At 47.1% G+C, this 15,550-nt stretch carries 14 protein-coding genes; 8 read left to right on the forward strand and 6 right to left on the reverse strand.

The annotated features are described in order from the left end of the window. Positions 1 to 223 precede the first annotated feature (223 nt). Genes cysG through cysQ form a run of 6 tightly spaced genes read left to right on the forward strand, consistent with a single transcriptional unit; the run spans position 224 to position 7,120 of the window. Positions 224 to 1,645: a siroheme synthase CysG gene (cysG, locus tag PRUTH_RS14335; protein WP_045979802.1), complete on the forward strand. Its 1,422-nt coding sequence runs from the start codon at positions 224 to 226 to the stop codon at positions 1,643 to 1,645. Positions 1,646 to 1,691: 46 nt separating this feature from the next. After that, positions 1,692 to 2,591 carry a sulfate adenylyltransferase subunit CysD gene (cysD, locus tag PRUTH_RS14340; protein WP_045979801.1) on the forward strand — a complete coding sequence of 300 codons (900 nt, stop codon included), beginning with the start codon at positions 1,692 to 1,694 and terminating at the stop codon, positions 2,589 to 2,591. Next, on the forward strand, positions 2,591 to 4,012 hold the full coding sequence (gene cysN, locus PRUTH_RS14345; RefSeq protein ID WP_151173562.1) for a sulfate adenylyltransferase subunit CysN: 1,422 nt from the start codon (positions 2,591 to 2,593) through the stop codon (positions 4,010 to 4,012). Before cysD ends, cysN begins: the two co-directional genes overlap by 1 nt. Before the next feature lie 3 nt (positions 4,013 to 4,015). Further along, positions 4,016 to 5,734, forward strand: a complete 1,719-nt coding sequence (locus tag PRUTH_RS14350) for an SLC13 family permease (protein WP_151173563.1) — start codon at positions 4,016 to 4,018, stop codon at positions 5,732 to 5,734. 15 nt (positions 5,735 to 5,749) lie between these two features. Then, a complete protein-coding gene (gene cysC / locus PRUTH_RS14355) occupies positions 5,750 to 6,346 on the forward strand; it encodes an adenylyl-sulfate kinase (protein WP_151173564.1) in 597 nt (198 codons plus the stop codon). 3 nt (positions 6,347 to 6,349) lie between these two features. Then, the gene (gene cysQ / locus PRUTH_RS14360) at positions 6,350 to 7,120 is read left to right on the forward strand and encodes a 3'(2'),5'-bisphosphate nucleotidase CysQ (protein ID WP_151173565.1); all 771 of its coding nucleotides are present in this window, start codon (positions 6,350 to 6,352) and stop codon (positions 7,118 to 7,120) included. An 8-nt stretch (positions 7,121 to 7,128) separates the two neighbouring features. Here cysQ and PRUTH_RS14365 read toward each other — a convergent pair whose 3' ends face one another. After that, on the reverse strand, positions 7,129 to 7,776 hold the full coding sequence (locus PRUTH_RS14365) for a hypothetical protein (protein WP_022944302.1): 648 nt from the start codon (positions 7,774 to 7,776) through the stop codon (positions 7,129 to 7,131). Between the two features lie 96 nt (positions 7,777 to 7,872). Beyond that, a complete protein-coding gene (locus tag PRUTH_RS14370; protein ID WP_022944303.1) occupies positions 7,873 to 8,175 on the reverse strand; it encodes a hypothetical protein in 303 nt (100 codons plus the stop codon). Positions 8,176 to 8,418: 243 nt separating this feature from the next. Between PRUTH_RS14370 and PRUTH_RS14375 the strand changes: the two genes are divergently transcribed. Then, a complete protein-coding gene (locus tag PRUTH_RS14375) occupies positions 8,419 to 8,769 on the forward strand; it encodes an RNA-binding S4 domain-containing protein (protein ID WP_151173761.1) in 351 nt (116 codons plus the stop codon). A 142-nt stretch (positions 8,770 to 8,911) separates the two neighbouring features. Then, a complete protein-coding gene (gene acnA / locus PRUTH_RS14380; protein ID WP_138548892.1) occupies positions 8,912 to 11,653 on the forward strand; it encodes an aconitate hydratase AcnA in 2,742 nt (913 codons plus the stop codon). A 62-nt stretch (positions 11,654 to 11,715) separates the two neighbouring features. On the opposite strand, the gene PRUTH_RS14385 is transcribed toward acnA, so the two are convergent. Genes PRUTH_RS14385 through PRUTH_RS14400 form a run of 4 tightly spaced genes read right to left on the reverse strand, consistent with a single transcriptional unit; the run spans position 11,716 to position 15,493 of the window. After that, complete coding sequence (locus PRUTH_RS14385) at positions 11,716 to 13,077, reverse strand: TrkH family potassium uptake protein (RefSeq protein WP_138548891.1); 1,362 nt, start codon at positions 13,075 to 13,077, stop codon at positions 11,716 to 11,718. Next, positions 13,074 to 13,733: a potassium channel family protein gene (locus PRUTH_RS14390; protein WP_138548890.1), complete on the reverse strand. Its 660-nt coding sequence runs from the start codon at positions 13,731 to 13,733 to the stop codon at positions 13,074 to 13,076. Before PRUTH_RS14390 ends, PRUTH_RS14385 begins: the two co-directional genes overlap by 4 nt. A 42-nt stretch (positions 13,734 to 13,775) precedes the next feature. Next, on the reverse strand, positions 13,776 to 14,471 hold the full coding sequence (locus PRUTH_RS14395) for a response regulator (RefSeq protein WP_138548889.1): 696 nt from the start codon (positions 14,469 to 14,471) through the stop codon (positions 13,776 to 13,778). Between the two features lie 2 nt (positions 14,472 to 14,473). Then, positions 14,474 to 15,493, reverse strand: coding sequence for a sensor histidine kinase (locus PRUTH_RS14400; RefSeq protein WP_151173566.1), 1,020 nt, complete (start codon positions 15,491 to 15,493; stop codon positions 14,474 to 14,476). Between the last annotated feature and the right edge of the window lie 57 nt (positions 15,494 to 15,550).

Genomic DNA, 15,550 nt, shown 5'->3' on the forward strand with positions numbered 1-15,550 from the left:
ATCGCCGTTATCGCTTTCAATTTTATCACTTTAATCTACTTAAAATAGCGCCTTAATATTGATTTTCATTGCCTTAAGCCATTTCACAAGTCGGCATATAACTTTTAGATATATAAGCTTGGAACAAATTATTTTTTAACCGTTAATGCTGCCTATATCCTTGCATTCTCCAAGCTCAATAAAACATTGTCGCTTTCGGTGTTAACAAATTAGGTGGTGCGCGGTGCAATATTTACCCATTTTTACAAAACTTGATGACAAGCCGGTACTCGTGATCGGCGGCGGCGAGGTCGCACTGCGTAAGTCACAAGCTTTCCTCAAAGCACGCGCTAAAGTTACGGTTATTGCACCTGAGTTTTGCGCTGAACTTGAAGCCCTTGCAAAGCAGCAAAAATTAACGTTGCAACGAGCTTATTTTCAGCCAGAGCAAGTGCTTGGCTATATGTTGATTATTGCTGCTACTGATAACGATACCGTAAATACCCAAGTATTCGAAGCCGCTGAACAGCATAATATTTTCGTTAATGTTGTCGACGATCAACCTAAATGCCGGTTTATTTTCCCCTCTATCGTGGATAGAGATCCAATCACCATTGCTATTTCCAGTGCAGGAACTGCGCCGGTATTGGCTCGCCGACTACGGGAAAAGTTGGAAACGTTAATTCCTCAACATATAGGCGCATTGGCCAAATTAGTAGGTAGTTTCCGAAAACAAGTAAAGCAACGTTTTACAAGCTTTGATGATCGCCGTCAATTTTGGGAACGGGTGTTTGATTCCAATGTCGTAAGCACCGTGCAAAAAGGCAACATCGAACAAGCCAGTGACGAGCTCACGACTATGCTTGATGACAACCTACCACCTCAAGGCGAAGTGTATGTGGTTGGCGCAGGCCCTGGCGACCCTGAGTTATTGACCCTCAAAGCTCTGCAATTGATGCAGCAAGCCGATGTGGTGGTATATGACTACTTGGTATCAGATGAAATTATGGAACTTGTGCGGCGCGACGCTGAGCTCATATGCGTGGGCAAACGCGCTGGCGACCACAGTGTGCCACAAGAGCGCACTAATGAGCTGCTCGTTGAGTTGGCACAACAAGGTAAGAAGGTCTGCCGCATTAAGGGCGGTGACCCCTTTATTTATGGTCGTGGTGGTGAGGAAGTACAGGTGCTAGCCAGTCACGGTGTAAGCTATCAAATTGTACCAGGCATCACTGCAGCAGCAGGGTGCAGCGCCTATGCAGGTATCCCGCTGACACATCGCGACCATGCTCAGGCCATCCAATTTGTCACCGGGCACTGCAAAAAAGATGGTCAAGAACTGGATTGGCCCTCTTTGGCTAAACCCAATCAAACTTTGGCTATCTATATGGGTGTGATTAAGTCACCGCATATTCAAAGCCAGCTGCTGGCTCATGGGCGCAGTGCTACTACTCCTGTGGCGATAGTAGAAAATGGCACGCGCAAAGATCAGCGTGTAATCACCGGGCAGCTGGCGCAGCTCAGCGAACTAATTGAAACACATGCGATTCAATCCCCAGCGTTATTAATAATTGGCGAGGTCGCTTCGCTACATCAGCAACTTGCGTGGTTCGGTAAAACAACGCAAACTAGCAGTTTTGCTCAGCCTCTCACTGATGTGGCCTAACCCTTGGTATTAACAGGTTTATCTAGAAATTAGTAGGACGGAAGCTATGGCTTTAACCCATCTTCAGCAACTTGAGGCTGAAAGTATCAAAATCATCCGCGAGGTTGCGGCTGAGTTTGACAACCCGGTGATGCTTTACTCCATTGGTAAAGACTCATCGGTGTTACTCCATTTAGCACGTAAGGCGTTTTATCCAGCCAAGATCCCCTTCCCTTTGCTGCATGTAGACACCAACTGGAAGTTTCGGGAAATGATTGCCTTTCGCGATCGCATGGCCAAAGAATATGGCTTTGACTTGCTAGTGCATAAAAACCCTGAGGGCTTGGCAATGAATATCAGCCCCTTTGAGCACGGTTCGGCCAAGCACACTGACATAATGAAGACTCAAGGTTTGAAACAAGCTTTGAATCAATACGGGTTCGACGCCGCCTTCGGTGGCGCTCGCCGTGATGAAGAGAAATCGCGTGCCAAAGAGCGAGTTTATTCATTCCGTGACAAGCATCACAGATGGGACCCAAAAAACCAGCGTCCAGAACTATGGAGCACTTTCAATGGTGAAGTAAACCAAGGTGAAAGTATTCGTGTATTCCCACTTTCAAATTGGACTGAGCTGGATATTTGGCAATATATCTACCAAGAAAACATCGAGATTGTGCCACTGTACCTAGCAAAAGAGCGTCCGGTGGTCGAACGTGACGGCACCCTAATCATGGTGGACGATGAACGTATGCCTCTTAATGAAGGTGAACAGCCACAAATGAAGTCGGTCCGTTTCCGTACCTTAGGCTGCTACCCTCTGACTGGAGCAGTCGAGTCGACGGCTGACTCACTAACGGGGATCATCGAGGAGATGCTGCTATCAACCTCATCAGAGCGTGAGGGTCGGGTCATTGACCATGATTCAGCAGGGTCTATGGAGAAGAAAAAGCGTGAGGGGTATTTCTAATGTCAGCAACTGCTAATGAAGTCAAAGAGCTAGGCATCGAAGCCTATCTAGCACGTCAACAAGACAAAAGTTTATTGCGTTTATTAACCTGTGGCAGTGTCGATGACGGTAAATCAACCTTAATTGGTCGTTTGCTACATGATAGCCACCAAATCTATGAAGATCAGTTAGCCGCACTGCATAAAGACAATGAGAAAGTCGGGAATGCGGGTGAAGAGCTTGATTTAGCGCTGTTAGTCGATGGCTTGCAAGCTGAGCGTGAGCAAGGTATTACCATTGACGTGGCCTATCGTTACTTCTCTACCGCCAAGCGTAAGTTCATCATTGCCGACACTCCAGGGCATGAACAGTACACCCGCAACATGGTAACGGGTGCATCAACCAGCGATCTTGCTGTCATTCTGGTTGATGCTCGCTATGGCGTGCAAGTGCAAACCAAACGCCACAGCTTTATCTGTGACTCACTAGGCATTGAACAGTTCGTAGTCGCGATTAACAAAATGGATATTGTCGACTTTGATGAAACTGTTTATGAAAAAATTAAGGCGGACTATTTAAAATTTGCTGAGCAACTTAATGTTAAAGACATTAAGTTCGTACCAATGTCGGCGCTTAAAGGCGATAACGTGGTTACCCGCTCAGAGCATACTCCTTACTACACCGACAAACCGCTACTAGAGCTGTTAGAAGACTCGCCTGCAGCAGCGACCGATAACGGCTTTGAGCCACGGTTACCGGTGCAATATGTAGTACGTCCGAACCTTGACTTTAGGGGCTTCCAAGGAACCATTACGTCAGGACAATTTAAAGTTGGTGATGCCGTAAAAGTGTTGCCTTCAGGTAAAATATCCAGCGTCAAGGAGCTGGTCACTTTCAATGGTCACCTTGATCATGCTGAGGCAGGTCAAGCTATCACTATGACTTTGAACGATGAAATTGACGTAAGCCGTGGGGATGTCATTGTGCCTGCCCACTCAAGTGCGCAAGCAACCAACCAACTGCAAGCAAAATTGGTATGGATGCACGAGCAACCCTTAGAGCTGGGTAAAACCTATAATTTCAAGCTAGGTACTAAAAAAACCGCAGCGGTGGTGTCACGCATTGACCACACCATTGACGTCAACACGCTAGAAAAGGGTCAAGCTGAGAGCTTACAGCTCAACGAAATTGCCATCGTCACGTTGGAGTTGACCGAGCCGATGATGGCCGATATTTATCGTGATAACCGCGAAACCGGCGCCTTTATTCTTATTGATCGTCTCAGTAACCTGACCGTGGGAGCGGGAATGGTCGAGCAAGTGCTAGCGGCTCAAACGTCTCAGCATAACGCTCAGTACAGCGATTTTGAAATCGAGTTCAATGCCTTAGTACGTAAGCACTTCCCGCATTGGCAAGCCATCGATATTAGCAAGTTGAAATAAACGATGGATGTGGTCTTTTATGCAGCAATTATAGTCGCGTTGTTTGCCGGGTTGGTACTGACTCATGTACGCCCAGCAACACTCTTTTTCGCTGCATTATTAGGCTGCTATGTGTTGGGGTATATTGATACCCCAACATTACTTGGCAACTTTACTAATACTGGTTTAGTCACTCTGGTGTTGTTAATGTTGGTGTCTATCGCCTTGGAACGCACGTCGCTGTTACAGCACGTTGCTAAAGGTATCGTCAGCCCATCATTGCGAGCCAGTATTGTTAAAGTAAGCACCGTGACCGCTGCCGCCTCGGCTTTTTTGAATAACACCGCCGTAGTCGCTTCATTGGTGGGGCCCCTTACTCGCAATAAGTATCACGCACCTTCTAAGCTACTTATCCCGCTATCCTATGCTGCCATTTTAGGGGGGACGACCACGCTTATTGGTACCTCAACAAACCTCATTGTGAATAGCTTTACGCAGCAGTATGACGGCTTCAACCTCGCCATGTTTAGCTTTTTACCCATAGGTATCGCAGTGACCTTAAGTGGAATAGCCGTGCTGATTTTGTGTCGGCGACTACTGCCAAACTACCCAAGGGTAGAAGGTGAGCACAAAGAGTATCTCCTTGAAGCAAAGGTCAATGCAGACTCACCACTCATTGGTAAAACCATAGAAAAAAATGGCTTGCGAGATCTTGATGGCCTGTTTCTGGTTGAGATTGTCCGCGAGCGACGGTTGATAAGCCCCGTACGGCCAGAGAATAAAGTGCGGGCTGGCGATAAGCTTATTTTTACCGGTCATGTGCACAGCGTCGCCGCCTTACAGCGCATCCCGGGCTTAACTTTATTTGCCGACAGCAATGGACTATTGAGCTCGAACCTACAAGAAGTGATTGTCACACACACCTCAACGCTTGTGGGACGAACCTTAAAAGCAACGGGCTTTCGTGCGAAGTTCGACGCCGCTGTCGTGGCTATTCACCGCAATGGAGAGCGCCTCTCCGGTAAGCTTGGCGAAGTGACAATCCGCCCGGGCGATCGCTTTATGCTCGCAGTCGGTCATGATTTTCATAATCGCTCCAACCTGGATAAAAACTTTTACTTCGTCAGTGAACATGAGGTTGATAAAACCTATGGCCGTAAAAGTGAAGCCACTTTATTGGCAGGGTTTGCCGCTGTTATCGCCCTGGCGGCGACGGGGACGATTGCCTTGGTGCAAGGGCTATTACTGTTTATTGCCTTGCTGTTAGCCGCTAAGGTGCTTGATGGTCAAGAACTCAAAAGGCGCTTTCCTTTTGAGTTAGTCATTATTATTGCCTCAGCACTGGGCTTAGCTCACGCTTTCAGTGGCTCCGGAGCAGAGCAAGCCTTACAACAATGGTTGGCTGGCTACAGCGCACTCACACCGTTTGTCGCGCTTATAGTGGTGTATGTGATCACCGTGGTGATGACTGAGCTCATCACCAATAATGCCGCTGCGGCGCTGATGTTTCCATTGGCTTATGGCTTAGCCAGCTCCTTGGAGGTGAATTTGATGCCCTTTGCCATGGCTGTTGCTTATGGCGCTAGTGCCGCATTTATAAGCCCCTATAGTTATCAAACAAATATGATTGTAATGAATGCGGGGCAGTATCGCTTTGCCGATTTTGCCCGCATAGGCGTGATCATGTCTATCGCCTATGCGGTGGTAGTGCTCAGCCTCATTACTTATGTCTTTCCGTTTTAATATCGAGACCGAGAAATGGACGAAAACATTGTGTGGCACCACCATGGTGTCGATAAAGCCAAGCGCCAACAGCTTAACAAGCATAAAAGTTGCATTATTTGGTTTACTGGCTTTTCAGGCTCAGGAAAAAGCACCATCGCCGGAGCCCTAGAGTCAGCGCTTTATCATTTAGGTCATCATACTTACTTACTGGATGGTGATAATGTTCGCCATGGTTTGTGTGGTGATTTAGGATTTAGCGATGCTGATCGTAAGGAAAATATCCGCCGTGTCGGCGAAAGTGCCAAGCTCATGGTAGATGCGGGTTTGCTGGTACTGACCGCCTTTATTTCTCCCTTTCAAGCTGAGCGTGATATGGTTCGTAACCTAGTGCAAGAGCATGAGTTTATTGAGGTATACCTTGATACGCCATTGGCAACCTGCGAACAGCGCGATCCAAAAGGCTTATACAAAAAGGCCCGTGCTGGAGAAATTGCCCACTTCACAGGCATTGACTCCGATTATGAAATTCCGCAGCATCCAGAGCTCACACTAAATACCGCTGAGTTGGATGTACAAGCATGTGTCGCCCAGCTCATTGCCCATTTACGTACCCAAAATATCATAGGCTAGAGTATGAACCCTCCAGAGTTGCTAGAAAATATCCTCGACCTTGCTCGTGACGCAGGCCAAGCTGCGATGACAATCTATAACAAAGATTTCGCCGTGGAGTATAAGGATGATAAAAGCCCGGTCACTGATGCCGATTTAGCGGCTCACAAGGTGATCGTCGCAGGGCTTCAAGCACTGACTCCGGAGCTTCCCATTCTCAGTGAAGAAAACGCGGGTATTTCATGGCAGCAGCGCCAGCAGTGGCAACGTTACTGGCTCGTTGATCCTATCGACGGGACCAAAGAATTTATAAAGAAAAATGGTGAGTTTACAGTCAATATTGCACTGATTGACAAGGGTGAGCCGGTACTAGGTGTCGTTGATGCACCCGCTCTGGGAGTCAGCTATCTTGCCGCAAAAGAGATTGGCGCCTTTAAACAACAGGGCGAAGAGCGCATTGAACTTAAAGTGACGGCAAAGCAAAACCAAGGGTTAATAAGAGTGGTCGGCAGTCGCTCGCACCCATCTGAGGAGTTAGCGCAATACCTTACTCAGTTCGATAAGGTGGATATGGTCGCTAAAGGCAGTTCGCTCAAGCTATGCCTAGTCGCCGAAGGAGAAGCTGATATATATCCACGTTTAGGGCCAACATCGGAGTGGGATACCGGCGCCGGGCACGCTGTTGCCGCAATTGCTGGAGCCCGGGTCACAACGATTGAAGGTGAGCCACTGCGCTACAACCAAAAAGACAGCTACCTTAATCCGTACTTCATCGTTAGCGCATTAAACGACTAATATCGTCTTTAATTCATATTAATAGCAACAAAGGTGCACTTGAATGCACCTTGTGTGCCTGGCAACGCTTTAAGTACATGCGCCGGGCGCTCACCCCGATAGGTTATCCGCGTGGTACGCTCATAATGAAGGTGGGTATCAACGCCGCTATCGCTAGTTAACACCACACGGTCACCTTGGCGACGCCAAGTACCAGCGAGAGGTTTTGAGACAAAATCATCAAGCTGCCATCGACCCTCTGGCGTTAGCATTAACGTGCGATAAGGGGTGCAATCCTCGCTCTCCACATATAAAGGCAACCTTTGCTCTTTAGGTAACAATAAATAGACACCGATGTGCCCTTCATAATAAAACTGTTGCTGCTGAGCAAAACGCAGTTCGTCCACCTTGTAATAACCTGCGCTGCGCAGCGCATCCTTTACTAAGCCCAATAACTTGAAGTCAGCAAATGTTGGGCTCATGGTGATGCTTGCCTCATTGAACTCGCTCGGGGCAAGCACTCCTTGAGCAAAGTTAACCTTCAAGTTTTGATCAGCAAAATGCTGTGCTAGCTGCTGCTTTTGCTGCTTATCAAAACTTGGCGCGACTATATGAATGCGAGCACTTTGGCAGCCTGCCAAAACGAAAATACCGATAAATAGTAATAATTCCTTCATTACTCACCAATTGATTACACTTGTAATCAATTAATTTACAGCAATTAAAAAAGCAGCACAAGATGCTGCTCGTATATAAACTCATTATTGTAGTGGCTAAAGGTTTACTGTGTTTACACCGTGATTCGCCAACCACTTATTGATGCTGTCTTTGTGATAAGTCACTTCTTTGAACAGCTTATGGTGGCAATAAGTAAGCTCAGCTTCGCCACTGTGCCCTTGGTACAGAATGCGGTTATGATTGTCATTAAAACGAGATAACAAAGTGAAGAGCAACTCACGTTGTGGCGAATTAGCCTTAATAGCACGTGTTAACGATGTACGGACTTGCTCTGCACTGCAATGGTCTGCAAATTTACTACTTAAAAGCTCTTCGAATACAGCTTGTCTTGCGCCCATTTTCTTAGCTCCATTTGTTAAAGTTGGTGGGCCATTACACCTACCTGAAATATTTGGCTGGCACTTACCAGCAAATACTGCGCCAAAATCTCAAAGCGCTATTTTAATAGGCCTCAATGGCACTTTCATGAAGGTCACAGCAATTAGAGTGGTAAATTTTGCATGAGTTCAGTGCAAATTTTCTCATTGTGGTGCAGCCTATCGGGTATACTGTACGTAATAATGATTCGCTTTGGTTCAACTATGAATGACGACATGATTGAAGTGCAATTAGAGGAAGAGCCTATTGAGCTATGTAAGCTCTTAAAAGTGCTCGACTTAGCTGAAGGTGGTGGCCATGCTAAACTACTTATCGCCGACGGCTACGTAGGTGTTAACGGAGAGGTCTGCACACAAAAGCGCAAGAAAATGCGTGTAGGAGACACCTTATATTTCAATGGCGAGCTATTTGCGTTAAGCGCGGCAGAGAATATGGTGCAACGACAACCTAAGAACCATCCAGAAGCTAAAACTCACACTCCTGCAAAAAAACAAAAAGCTAAAAAGCCACAACGGGATGAGCGCACCGGACGCAAGCCTATTTCTTTTGGATAACCCTAAGACCCCTTGAAAACATCCTTTTCTACCCCACTTCTAATTTATGACTAAAATTTAGTCATAACCAAGGGCATTATTCATGTTGGATCGCATCTTGCGTTACCCATGAAGGAATAATGGAAAAATAAAAGGGGTCACAATGAACAACAGCTTCAAAACGCTTGAACAGCTTACTGTTAATGCTGAGCAATATCATATCCACTCTCTTCGTCCGCTCGGTAATGCTGCGAAACGTTTACCATTTTCGTTGAAAATTTTACTCGAAAACCTCCTGCGCCATGAAGATGGCGAAAACATTACCAAAGACGACATTCAAGCTCTGCTTGATTGGGACCCTAGTGCCAAGCCAAGTAAAGAAGTCGCGTTCACACCCGCTCGGGTGGTGATGCAAGACTTCACTGGTGTACCGGCTATCGTCGACTTAGCGGCCATGCGCGATGCCATGGAGCAATTAGGTGGCGACCCCAGCAAGATTAACCCGTTATCGCCGGCTGAATTAGTCATTGACCACTCGGTCCAAGTTGATAGCTATGGTAAAGACGGTGCCTTTGACCTGAATGCCAAACTTGAATACGAGCGCAATAAAGAACGCTATGAATTTTTACGTTGGGGACAAACTGCTTTTGATAACTTGAAAGTTGTGCCACCGGCAACCGGCATTGTTCACCAAGTTAACCTCGAATATTTAGCACGTGTGGTATTTACCAAAGAGGATAATGGCCAGCGCGTAGCGTACCCCGATAGCCTCGTGGGCACCGATTCACACACCACCATGATTAATGGCCTGGGTGTATTAGGTTGGGGTGTGGGCGGTATCGAAGCCGAAGCTGCGATGTTAGGCCAACCAATAAGTCTACTCATCCCACAAGTAATTGGCTTCAAACTCAAAGGCGCTCTGCCCGAGGGCACCACCGCAACCGATTTAGTACTCACAGTGACACAGATGCTCAGGGAGAAAGGCGTCGTAGGTAAATTTGTGGAGTTCTACGGTGACGGCCTAGCAGATTTGCCGCTCGCTGACCGCGCGACTATCGCTAATATGGCACCAGAATATGGCGCCACCTGCGGTATCTTCCCGATTGACCAAGAAACACTAGAGTACCTTAAGCTCACAAATCGCAGCGATGAGCAAATCGAACTCATTGAGTCTTACGCCAAACATCAAGGCATGTGGCGAGAGCCTGGTGACGAACCTATGTACACCGACACCTTGGAACTCGACTTAGGTGACGTTGTACCCAGCTTAGCAGGGCCAAAACGCCCACAAGACCGCATTCCGCTCAATGAGGCGGGTGACACCATCACCAAACACCTGCGCGGCTTTCAAGATGAACGCGCAGAGAAGAAAGCATTGGAAGTTGAAGACGAAGCTCGCATCGTTTCCGAAGGCGGCCAGCCGAAGCAGTCTAAAACTGAACCTGAGGTCACCGGTGTTGCCAAAGTAAACTACAAAGGTGAAGAATTCGAGTTAAACGATGGTGCCTGCGTCATCGCCGCGATCACTAGTTGTACTAATACCTCCAACCCCAGTGTCATTCTTGCTGCGGGCTTGGTAGCGAAAAAAGCCAAAGAGATGGGGCTAAACGTTAAGCCTTGGGTGAAGACGTCTTTAGCGCCAGGCTCTCAGGTGGTCACTGATTATCTGAAAAAGGCTGAATTAATGGACGACTTGGAAGCCCTTGGCTTTAACCTAGTAGGCTACGGGTGTACAACCTGCATCGGTAACTCTGGCCCGCTACCTGATGAAATTCAGGAAGCCGTTTCTCAGCACAAACTCGTGGTAAGCTCGATTCTTTCCGGTAACCGTAATTTCGAGGGTCGTATTCACCAGGATGTGAAGATGAACTTTTTGGCCTCGCCGCCCTTAGTCGTCGCTTATGCTATTGCCGGGCGCACCGATATAGATGTATACAACGAGCCCTTGACGCAAGATAGCAATGGCGAAGATGTCTATCTAAAAGATATTTGGCCATCGGTTAGCGAGGTGGCTGATTTGGTGAAATCGACTGTCACCAAAGAAATGTTTGCTAAGAGCTACGCCGACGTTTACAAGGGCGACGAACGCTGGCGCAATATTAAGGTGCCGGAGGCAAAGCGTTATGAGTGGAGCGACGACTCAACCTATATCCGTAAAGCGCCTTTCTTTGACAACATGAGTAAGGAAGCCCCAGGTATTCCAACGATTGAGGGCGCGCGCTGTCTTGCCAAGTTGGGCGATTCGGTAACGACCGACCATATCTCACCAGCAGGTGCCATCAAAGCCGATGCTCCCGCAGGCCAGTATTTACTTGAAAATGGCGTAGCTAAAGGCGACTTTAACTCCTACGGCTCACGTCGCGGTAACCACGAAGTAATGATGCGTGGCACCTTCGCTAATGTCCGTCTGCGCAATCAGCTTGCCCCCGGTACCGAGGGCGGTATTACTCGCACTCAACCCGAGGATGACATTGCCAGTATTTACGATGCCGCGATGCAGTACCAAGAGCAAGGCACGCCATTGGTCGTGCTTGCTGGCGCAGAGTACGGCACAGGTTCTTCGCGTGACTGGGCTGCAAAGGGCTCTTTATTGCTAGGCATAAAAGCCGTGATTGCAAAAAGCTACGAGCGTATACACCGTTCGAACCTAATCGGCATGGGCGTGCTACCCCTGCAATTTAAAGAAGGCGAAGGGCACGAAGAGCTGGGGCTTACCGGCAAAGAAACCTTCGATATTAATGGCCTATTCGATAAAGCCGATGAACTTGAGATTATAGCCACCGACGAGGATGGCAATAAAACCGAGTTTAAAGCCGATGTAAGAATAGACACGCCCAAAGAGTGGGATTACTACAAGCACGGTGGAATCTTGCAATACGTGCTGCGCAATATGACTGACGAATAAGTAGCGGCTTGGGTTACCCCTGCCGCAAAGGCAGGGGTTTAACTTACACAAGCGCTCTAACCTTACCCTACCTGCAGTGATGCTGGAGCATAACGTGCATATTTAACCTTGGGTTTTGCCAGCAGGTATAAAAAGGTCAATGGCCCGATACGACCTACAATCATTAACACAATGATAACTCCCTCACCAAATGCGGAGAGCTCACCAGTCAACCCTCGAGATAAACCCACAGTGCTGACAGCTGAAACTACCTCAAACACAATATCTAGTAGCGATTTTTGCTCTGAAACTGCCAGTGCAAACACCGCCACAAACACAGCTATAAAATAGATGAAGAACAAAGAAAACGCGCGATACACTAAGTCATTCGCTATTTCCCTGCGCACCAAGTTTACGTAGCTACGTTGGCGTAAAGATGCATACGTTGCCACTATCATGATCACTACGGTACCGATCTTCAAGCCGCTCGCCGTACTCATAGAACCGCCACCAATTAGCATTAACAACATCATTAACAGGGTTGTGGAGTCATTAAGCGCAGCCATGTCGAGCGTATTAAAGCCTGCTGTACGAGGAGTCACCGCTTGAAACCACGCAGCCTGAAGTTGCTCGCCCAATGGCATTGCCGCTAGCGTATTGCGCCATTCCAGTAGTAAAAACATGCACATTGCTATGACATTAATGACGCACGTTGCAACAATAACAACCTTGCTATTTAAGCTAAACTTTTGCCACTTTCGCACTTTAATAACATCAATCAGCACCAAGAACCCTAAGCCGCCGACGATGAATAGTCCGCTTATGACGCCATTTACGACCCAGTCATCACGATACCCCGTTAAGCTATCGCTCTGTAGCGCGAAGCCTGCGTTATTAAATGCTGATACGGTGTAGAAAATTGCATTGTGCAGCGCCCTCTCCCAGCCTAGACTTGACTGCCAGTGGCAAGTTAAAACAACAATTGCCATAGCCTCTATGGTCAGCGCAAAGATAATCACTGCCTTTGCTGTATCCACTAACGAGCCCAAATTTGTTTGTGCTAGACCCTCTCGCATGATCAAGCGTTTTTTAAGGTCAAGTTTAATGCCGATGCCCTTAAGAATAACCACAGCAAAAGTCATAAAGCCAAGCCCACCAAATTGGATTAAAGCGGCAATGACCCACTGCCCAAAATCGCTAAACTGGCTTCCAGTATCTACCACAATAAGTCCAGTCACTGTAACTGCGGACGTAGCGCTGAAAAGTGCTTCACTGAAACTAATTGGGTAGTTATTGGCCATGGGCAGAAGCAGTAAACACGTACCCACCGCTATCATGATACCAAAACCAATGATCAGCAAACTCGCAGGGCTCAGGCTAGTCATCTCGTTGTGTAGTACTTTTGGACGTGAATAAGGTCGATTGCTCGGTAACCAGTTTTTCATGAAGCTTTCAACTTAGGTGCTATTTTTTTCAACGCCTCTAGCGCGCCACTCAATACAAGGCAATCACCCAAATGCAATACTGCTTCATCATCAGGGTGAGCATGCACTTCCTCATTACGGTAGATCATAAGCGCACAAATAGCGCCATGGGTTTTGCGCAATAACTGACCTAAAGTAGTGCCATCACTGGTCGTATTTATCTCAATTTCAACCACATACTGGCTTGTACTTAACTGCATATATTGATTAACCATCGGATAGTTAAGGTTTTGCGCTACTCGCATTCCCATTTCTTCCTCTGGGTGAATAATGCGATCAACACCTAACTTAGCCAAAATTGTATGGTGTGCTTTTGAGCATGCCTTAACCCATATTTGCTTTGCTTTGAGGTTCTTCAAAGCCAGTACACACAAGATACTTGCTTCTAAATTTTCACCTATGGCGACGAGTACAGCGTCACTTTGCTGCACGCCGAGTTCCTTCAGTGCATGCTCATCTGTGGCATCCGCAATCGTTGCCAGATGAATATGATCAGCCGCTCTTCGCACCAAGCGATCACGAGTATCGACACCCAGCACGCTATTGCCTAAACGAACTAGCTCCAACGACGCGGCATAGCCAAACCGGCCTAAGCCAATTACAGTAAATTGATTCACGCGCTCACCTTTTTTCAATAAGTAAAATGAAGCTACTGCTAGCTATTGTGTTTGCTTGGGGTGGAGTAAAAAGCGATACCCCACTCCTGGATGGGTTTCTATGTAAGTAGGTGCACTCGCATCATCCGCCAACTTCTTTCTCAGCTGGCTGACAACAATACGCAAGTAATGACTATCATGCTCATGACTTGCTCCCCATATTTGTGCGAGTAGGTCTTGCTGATTCACTAATTTTTGCGCATGCTCTGCCAGCGTATACAAGACTGCGTACTCTTTGTTGGTTAATGGAATAAGCTGCTCACTCAAATACACTTTACGGCTTTGTACATCAATTTTCAGAGTGCCAAAGTCTAGTGTAAGGTTACGTGCCACTGGGCGAATATCACGCAGTAATACCTTAATACGAGCAAGCAGCTCTTTGACACTAAAGGGCTTAGTGAGATAGTCATTGGCACCGCCCTCTAGTAGCTTAATTTTTTCACGTTCTTGATCTCGAGCGCTCAGCACCAAGACAGGCAAGCGGCTGGCTTCCCTTATTTTTCTCAGCACAGTGAAACCATCAGCATCAGGCAGGCCTAAATCGAGTATCACCAAATCTGGCATGGCATTGTGTACCTGCTTCAGTGCAGCTTCTACCGAGCTTGCCTCTAAGCAATCAAAGTTCTCAGCTTTGAGTGCCAAGCGAATAAAACGTCGAATTTCTTGCTCATCATCCACTAATAAAATAGTACTTCTCATTGTTATACTCGCTTTGTAGGTAGCGTTATTTGCATCGTGCAGCCTGTGACAGAGGGCACAAGAGAAATGTCACCACCGTGGGCACGAATAATACTTTGCGCGACTGTCAGTCCTACTCCAGTGCCAGCATCACTCGACTCTTTCTCACGTAAAGATGTGAACGGTTTAAAGATTTCATCCCTGTAAGCCTTGGGGACGCCCGGCCCTTCATCGTGAATCTGAATGAGTATGTTCTCAGTACTGGCTGTTACACTCACATCGACGACCGCCGCATTGCCCTCATTGAAGCTTACTGCATTGTCGATCACGTTGTGAAAGGCTTGCTCTAAAAGAGGGGCTTGAGCATAGAGCTTAAGGTCGCTGAGCGAGTGCGAAATACGCACTTCATCCACATCAAAACGCGCACATACGCTCTCAATAATCGGCATCAGTGGTTGCTTGGAGCGTATTAATGACACGCCTTCATCTAGTTCAAAGCGCGTGGCTTGAAGTAGATTTTCTATATATCGATACAAACGTTCGCTTTGATCACGGGCGCTGGTAAGTAACTCTTGGTGCTCCTGAGGCTCAAGCTTATCTGTATAAGTTTGCAATGTTTCCAACGCGCCCATAACCGCTGCTAAGGGAGTACGCAAATCATGGGACACAGACATCAGCATACTGGTTCGCAATTCAGCAAGTGCTAAACGGTGTTTTTGCCGGCGCCAAAAACCTACCGCGTAACTGGTAAGTAATCCGATAATAAAGAACACGAGGACATTAATAATGTCCTCACCATTATTCATGTGCAGCGTATATTGAGGGGAGGTGAAGAAGAAGTTAAAGCTAAGTGCACACAAACATGCCGCCAATATTGATACCCATGTAGATGACAAGAAGGTGCAGACAACGACGGCCAGTTGCAGTAGCAACAATACGCCAGTTTTTGGTAAAAAGTAATGATCTAAAAGACCTGCTAACAGGTTAATCGTCAACACGATAAGCAAGGCTACGAAAGAAGTTCTACGCCACCAATGAATCATACAAAGCTCTAGGTGCAATCAACTTATAGCTTTTATAGTAAAGCTATTTTCGCTGGT

Origin of the sequence: Pseudoalteromonas ruthenica (assembly GCF_008808095.1) — a bacterium.
Taxonomy (GTDB): Bacteria; Pseudomonadota; Gammaproteobacteria; order Enterobacterales; family Alteromonadaceae; genus Pseudoalteromonas; species Pseudoalteromonas ruthenica.

Excerpts from the sequence above, each read along its gene's own strand:
- PRUTH_RS14365 (WP_022944302.1), bottom strand. The coding sequence starts at position 7,776 with ATGAAGGAATTATTACTATTTATCGGTATTTTCGTTTTGGCAGGCTGC.
- PRUTH_RS14400 (WP_151173566.1), bottom strand. The coding sequence starts at position 15,493 with ATGATTCATTGGTGGCGTAGAACTTCTTTCGTAGCCTTGCTTATCGTG.
- PRUTH_RS14385 (WP_138548891.1), bottom strand. The coding sequence starts at position 13,077 with ATGAAAAACTGGTTACCGAGCAATCGACCTTATTCACGTCCAAAAGTA.
- PRUTH_RS14370 (WP_022944303.1), bottom strand. The coding sequence starts at position 8,175 with ATGGGCGCAAGACAAGCTGTATTCGAAGAGCTTTTAAGTAGTAAATTT.
- PRUTH_RS14350 (WP_151173563.1), top strand. The coding sequence starts at position 4,016 with ATGGATGTGGTCTTTTATGCAGCAATTATAGTCGCGTTGTTTGCCGGG.
- cysQ (WP_151173565.1), top strand. The coding sequence starts at position 6,350 with ATGAACCCTCCAGAGTTGCTAGAAAATATCCTCGACCTTGCTCGTGAC.
- cysC (WP_151173564.1), top strand. The coding sequence starts at position 5,750 with ATGGACGAAAACATTGTGTGGCACCACCATGGTGTCGATAAAGCCAAG.
- cysN (WP_151173562.1), top strand. The coding sequence starts at position 2,591 with ATGTCAGCAACTGCTAATGAAGTCAAAGAGCTAGGCATCGAAGCCTAT.
- PRUTH_RS14395 (WP_138548889.1), bottom strand. The coding sequence starts at position 14,471 with ATGAGAAGTACTATTTTATTAGTGGATGATGAGCAAGAAATTCGACGT.
- cysD (WP_045979801.1), top strand. The coding sequence starts at position 1,692 with ATGGCTTTAACCCATCTTCAGCAACTTGAGGCTGAAAGTATCAAAATC.
- PRUTH_RS14375 (WP_151173761.1), top strand. The coding sequence starts at position 8,419 with ATGAATGACGACATGATTGAAGTGCAATTAGAGGAAGAGCCTATTGAG.
- acnA (WP_138548892.1), top strand. The coding sequence starts at position 8,912 with ATGAACAACAGCTTCAAAACGCTTGAACAGCTTACTGTTAATGCTGAG.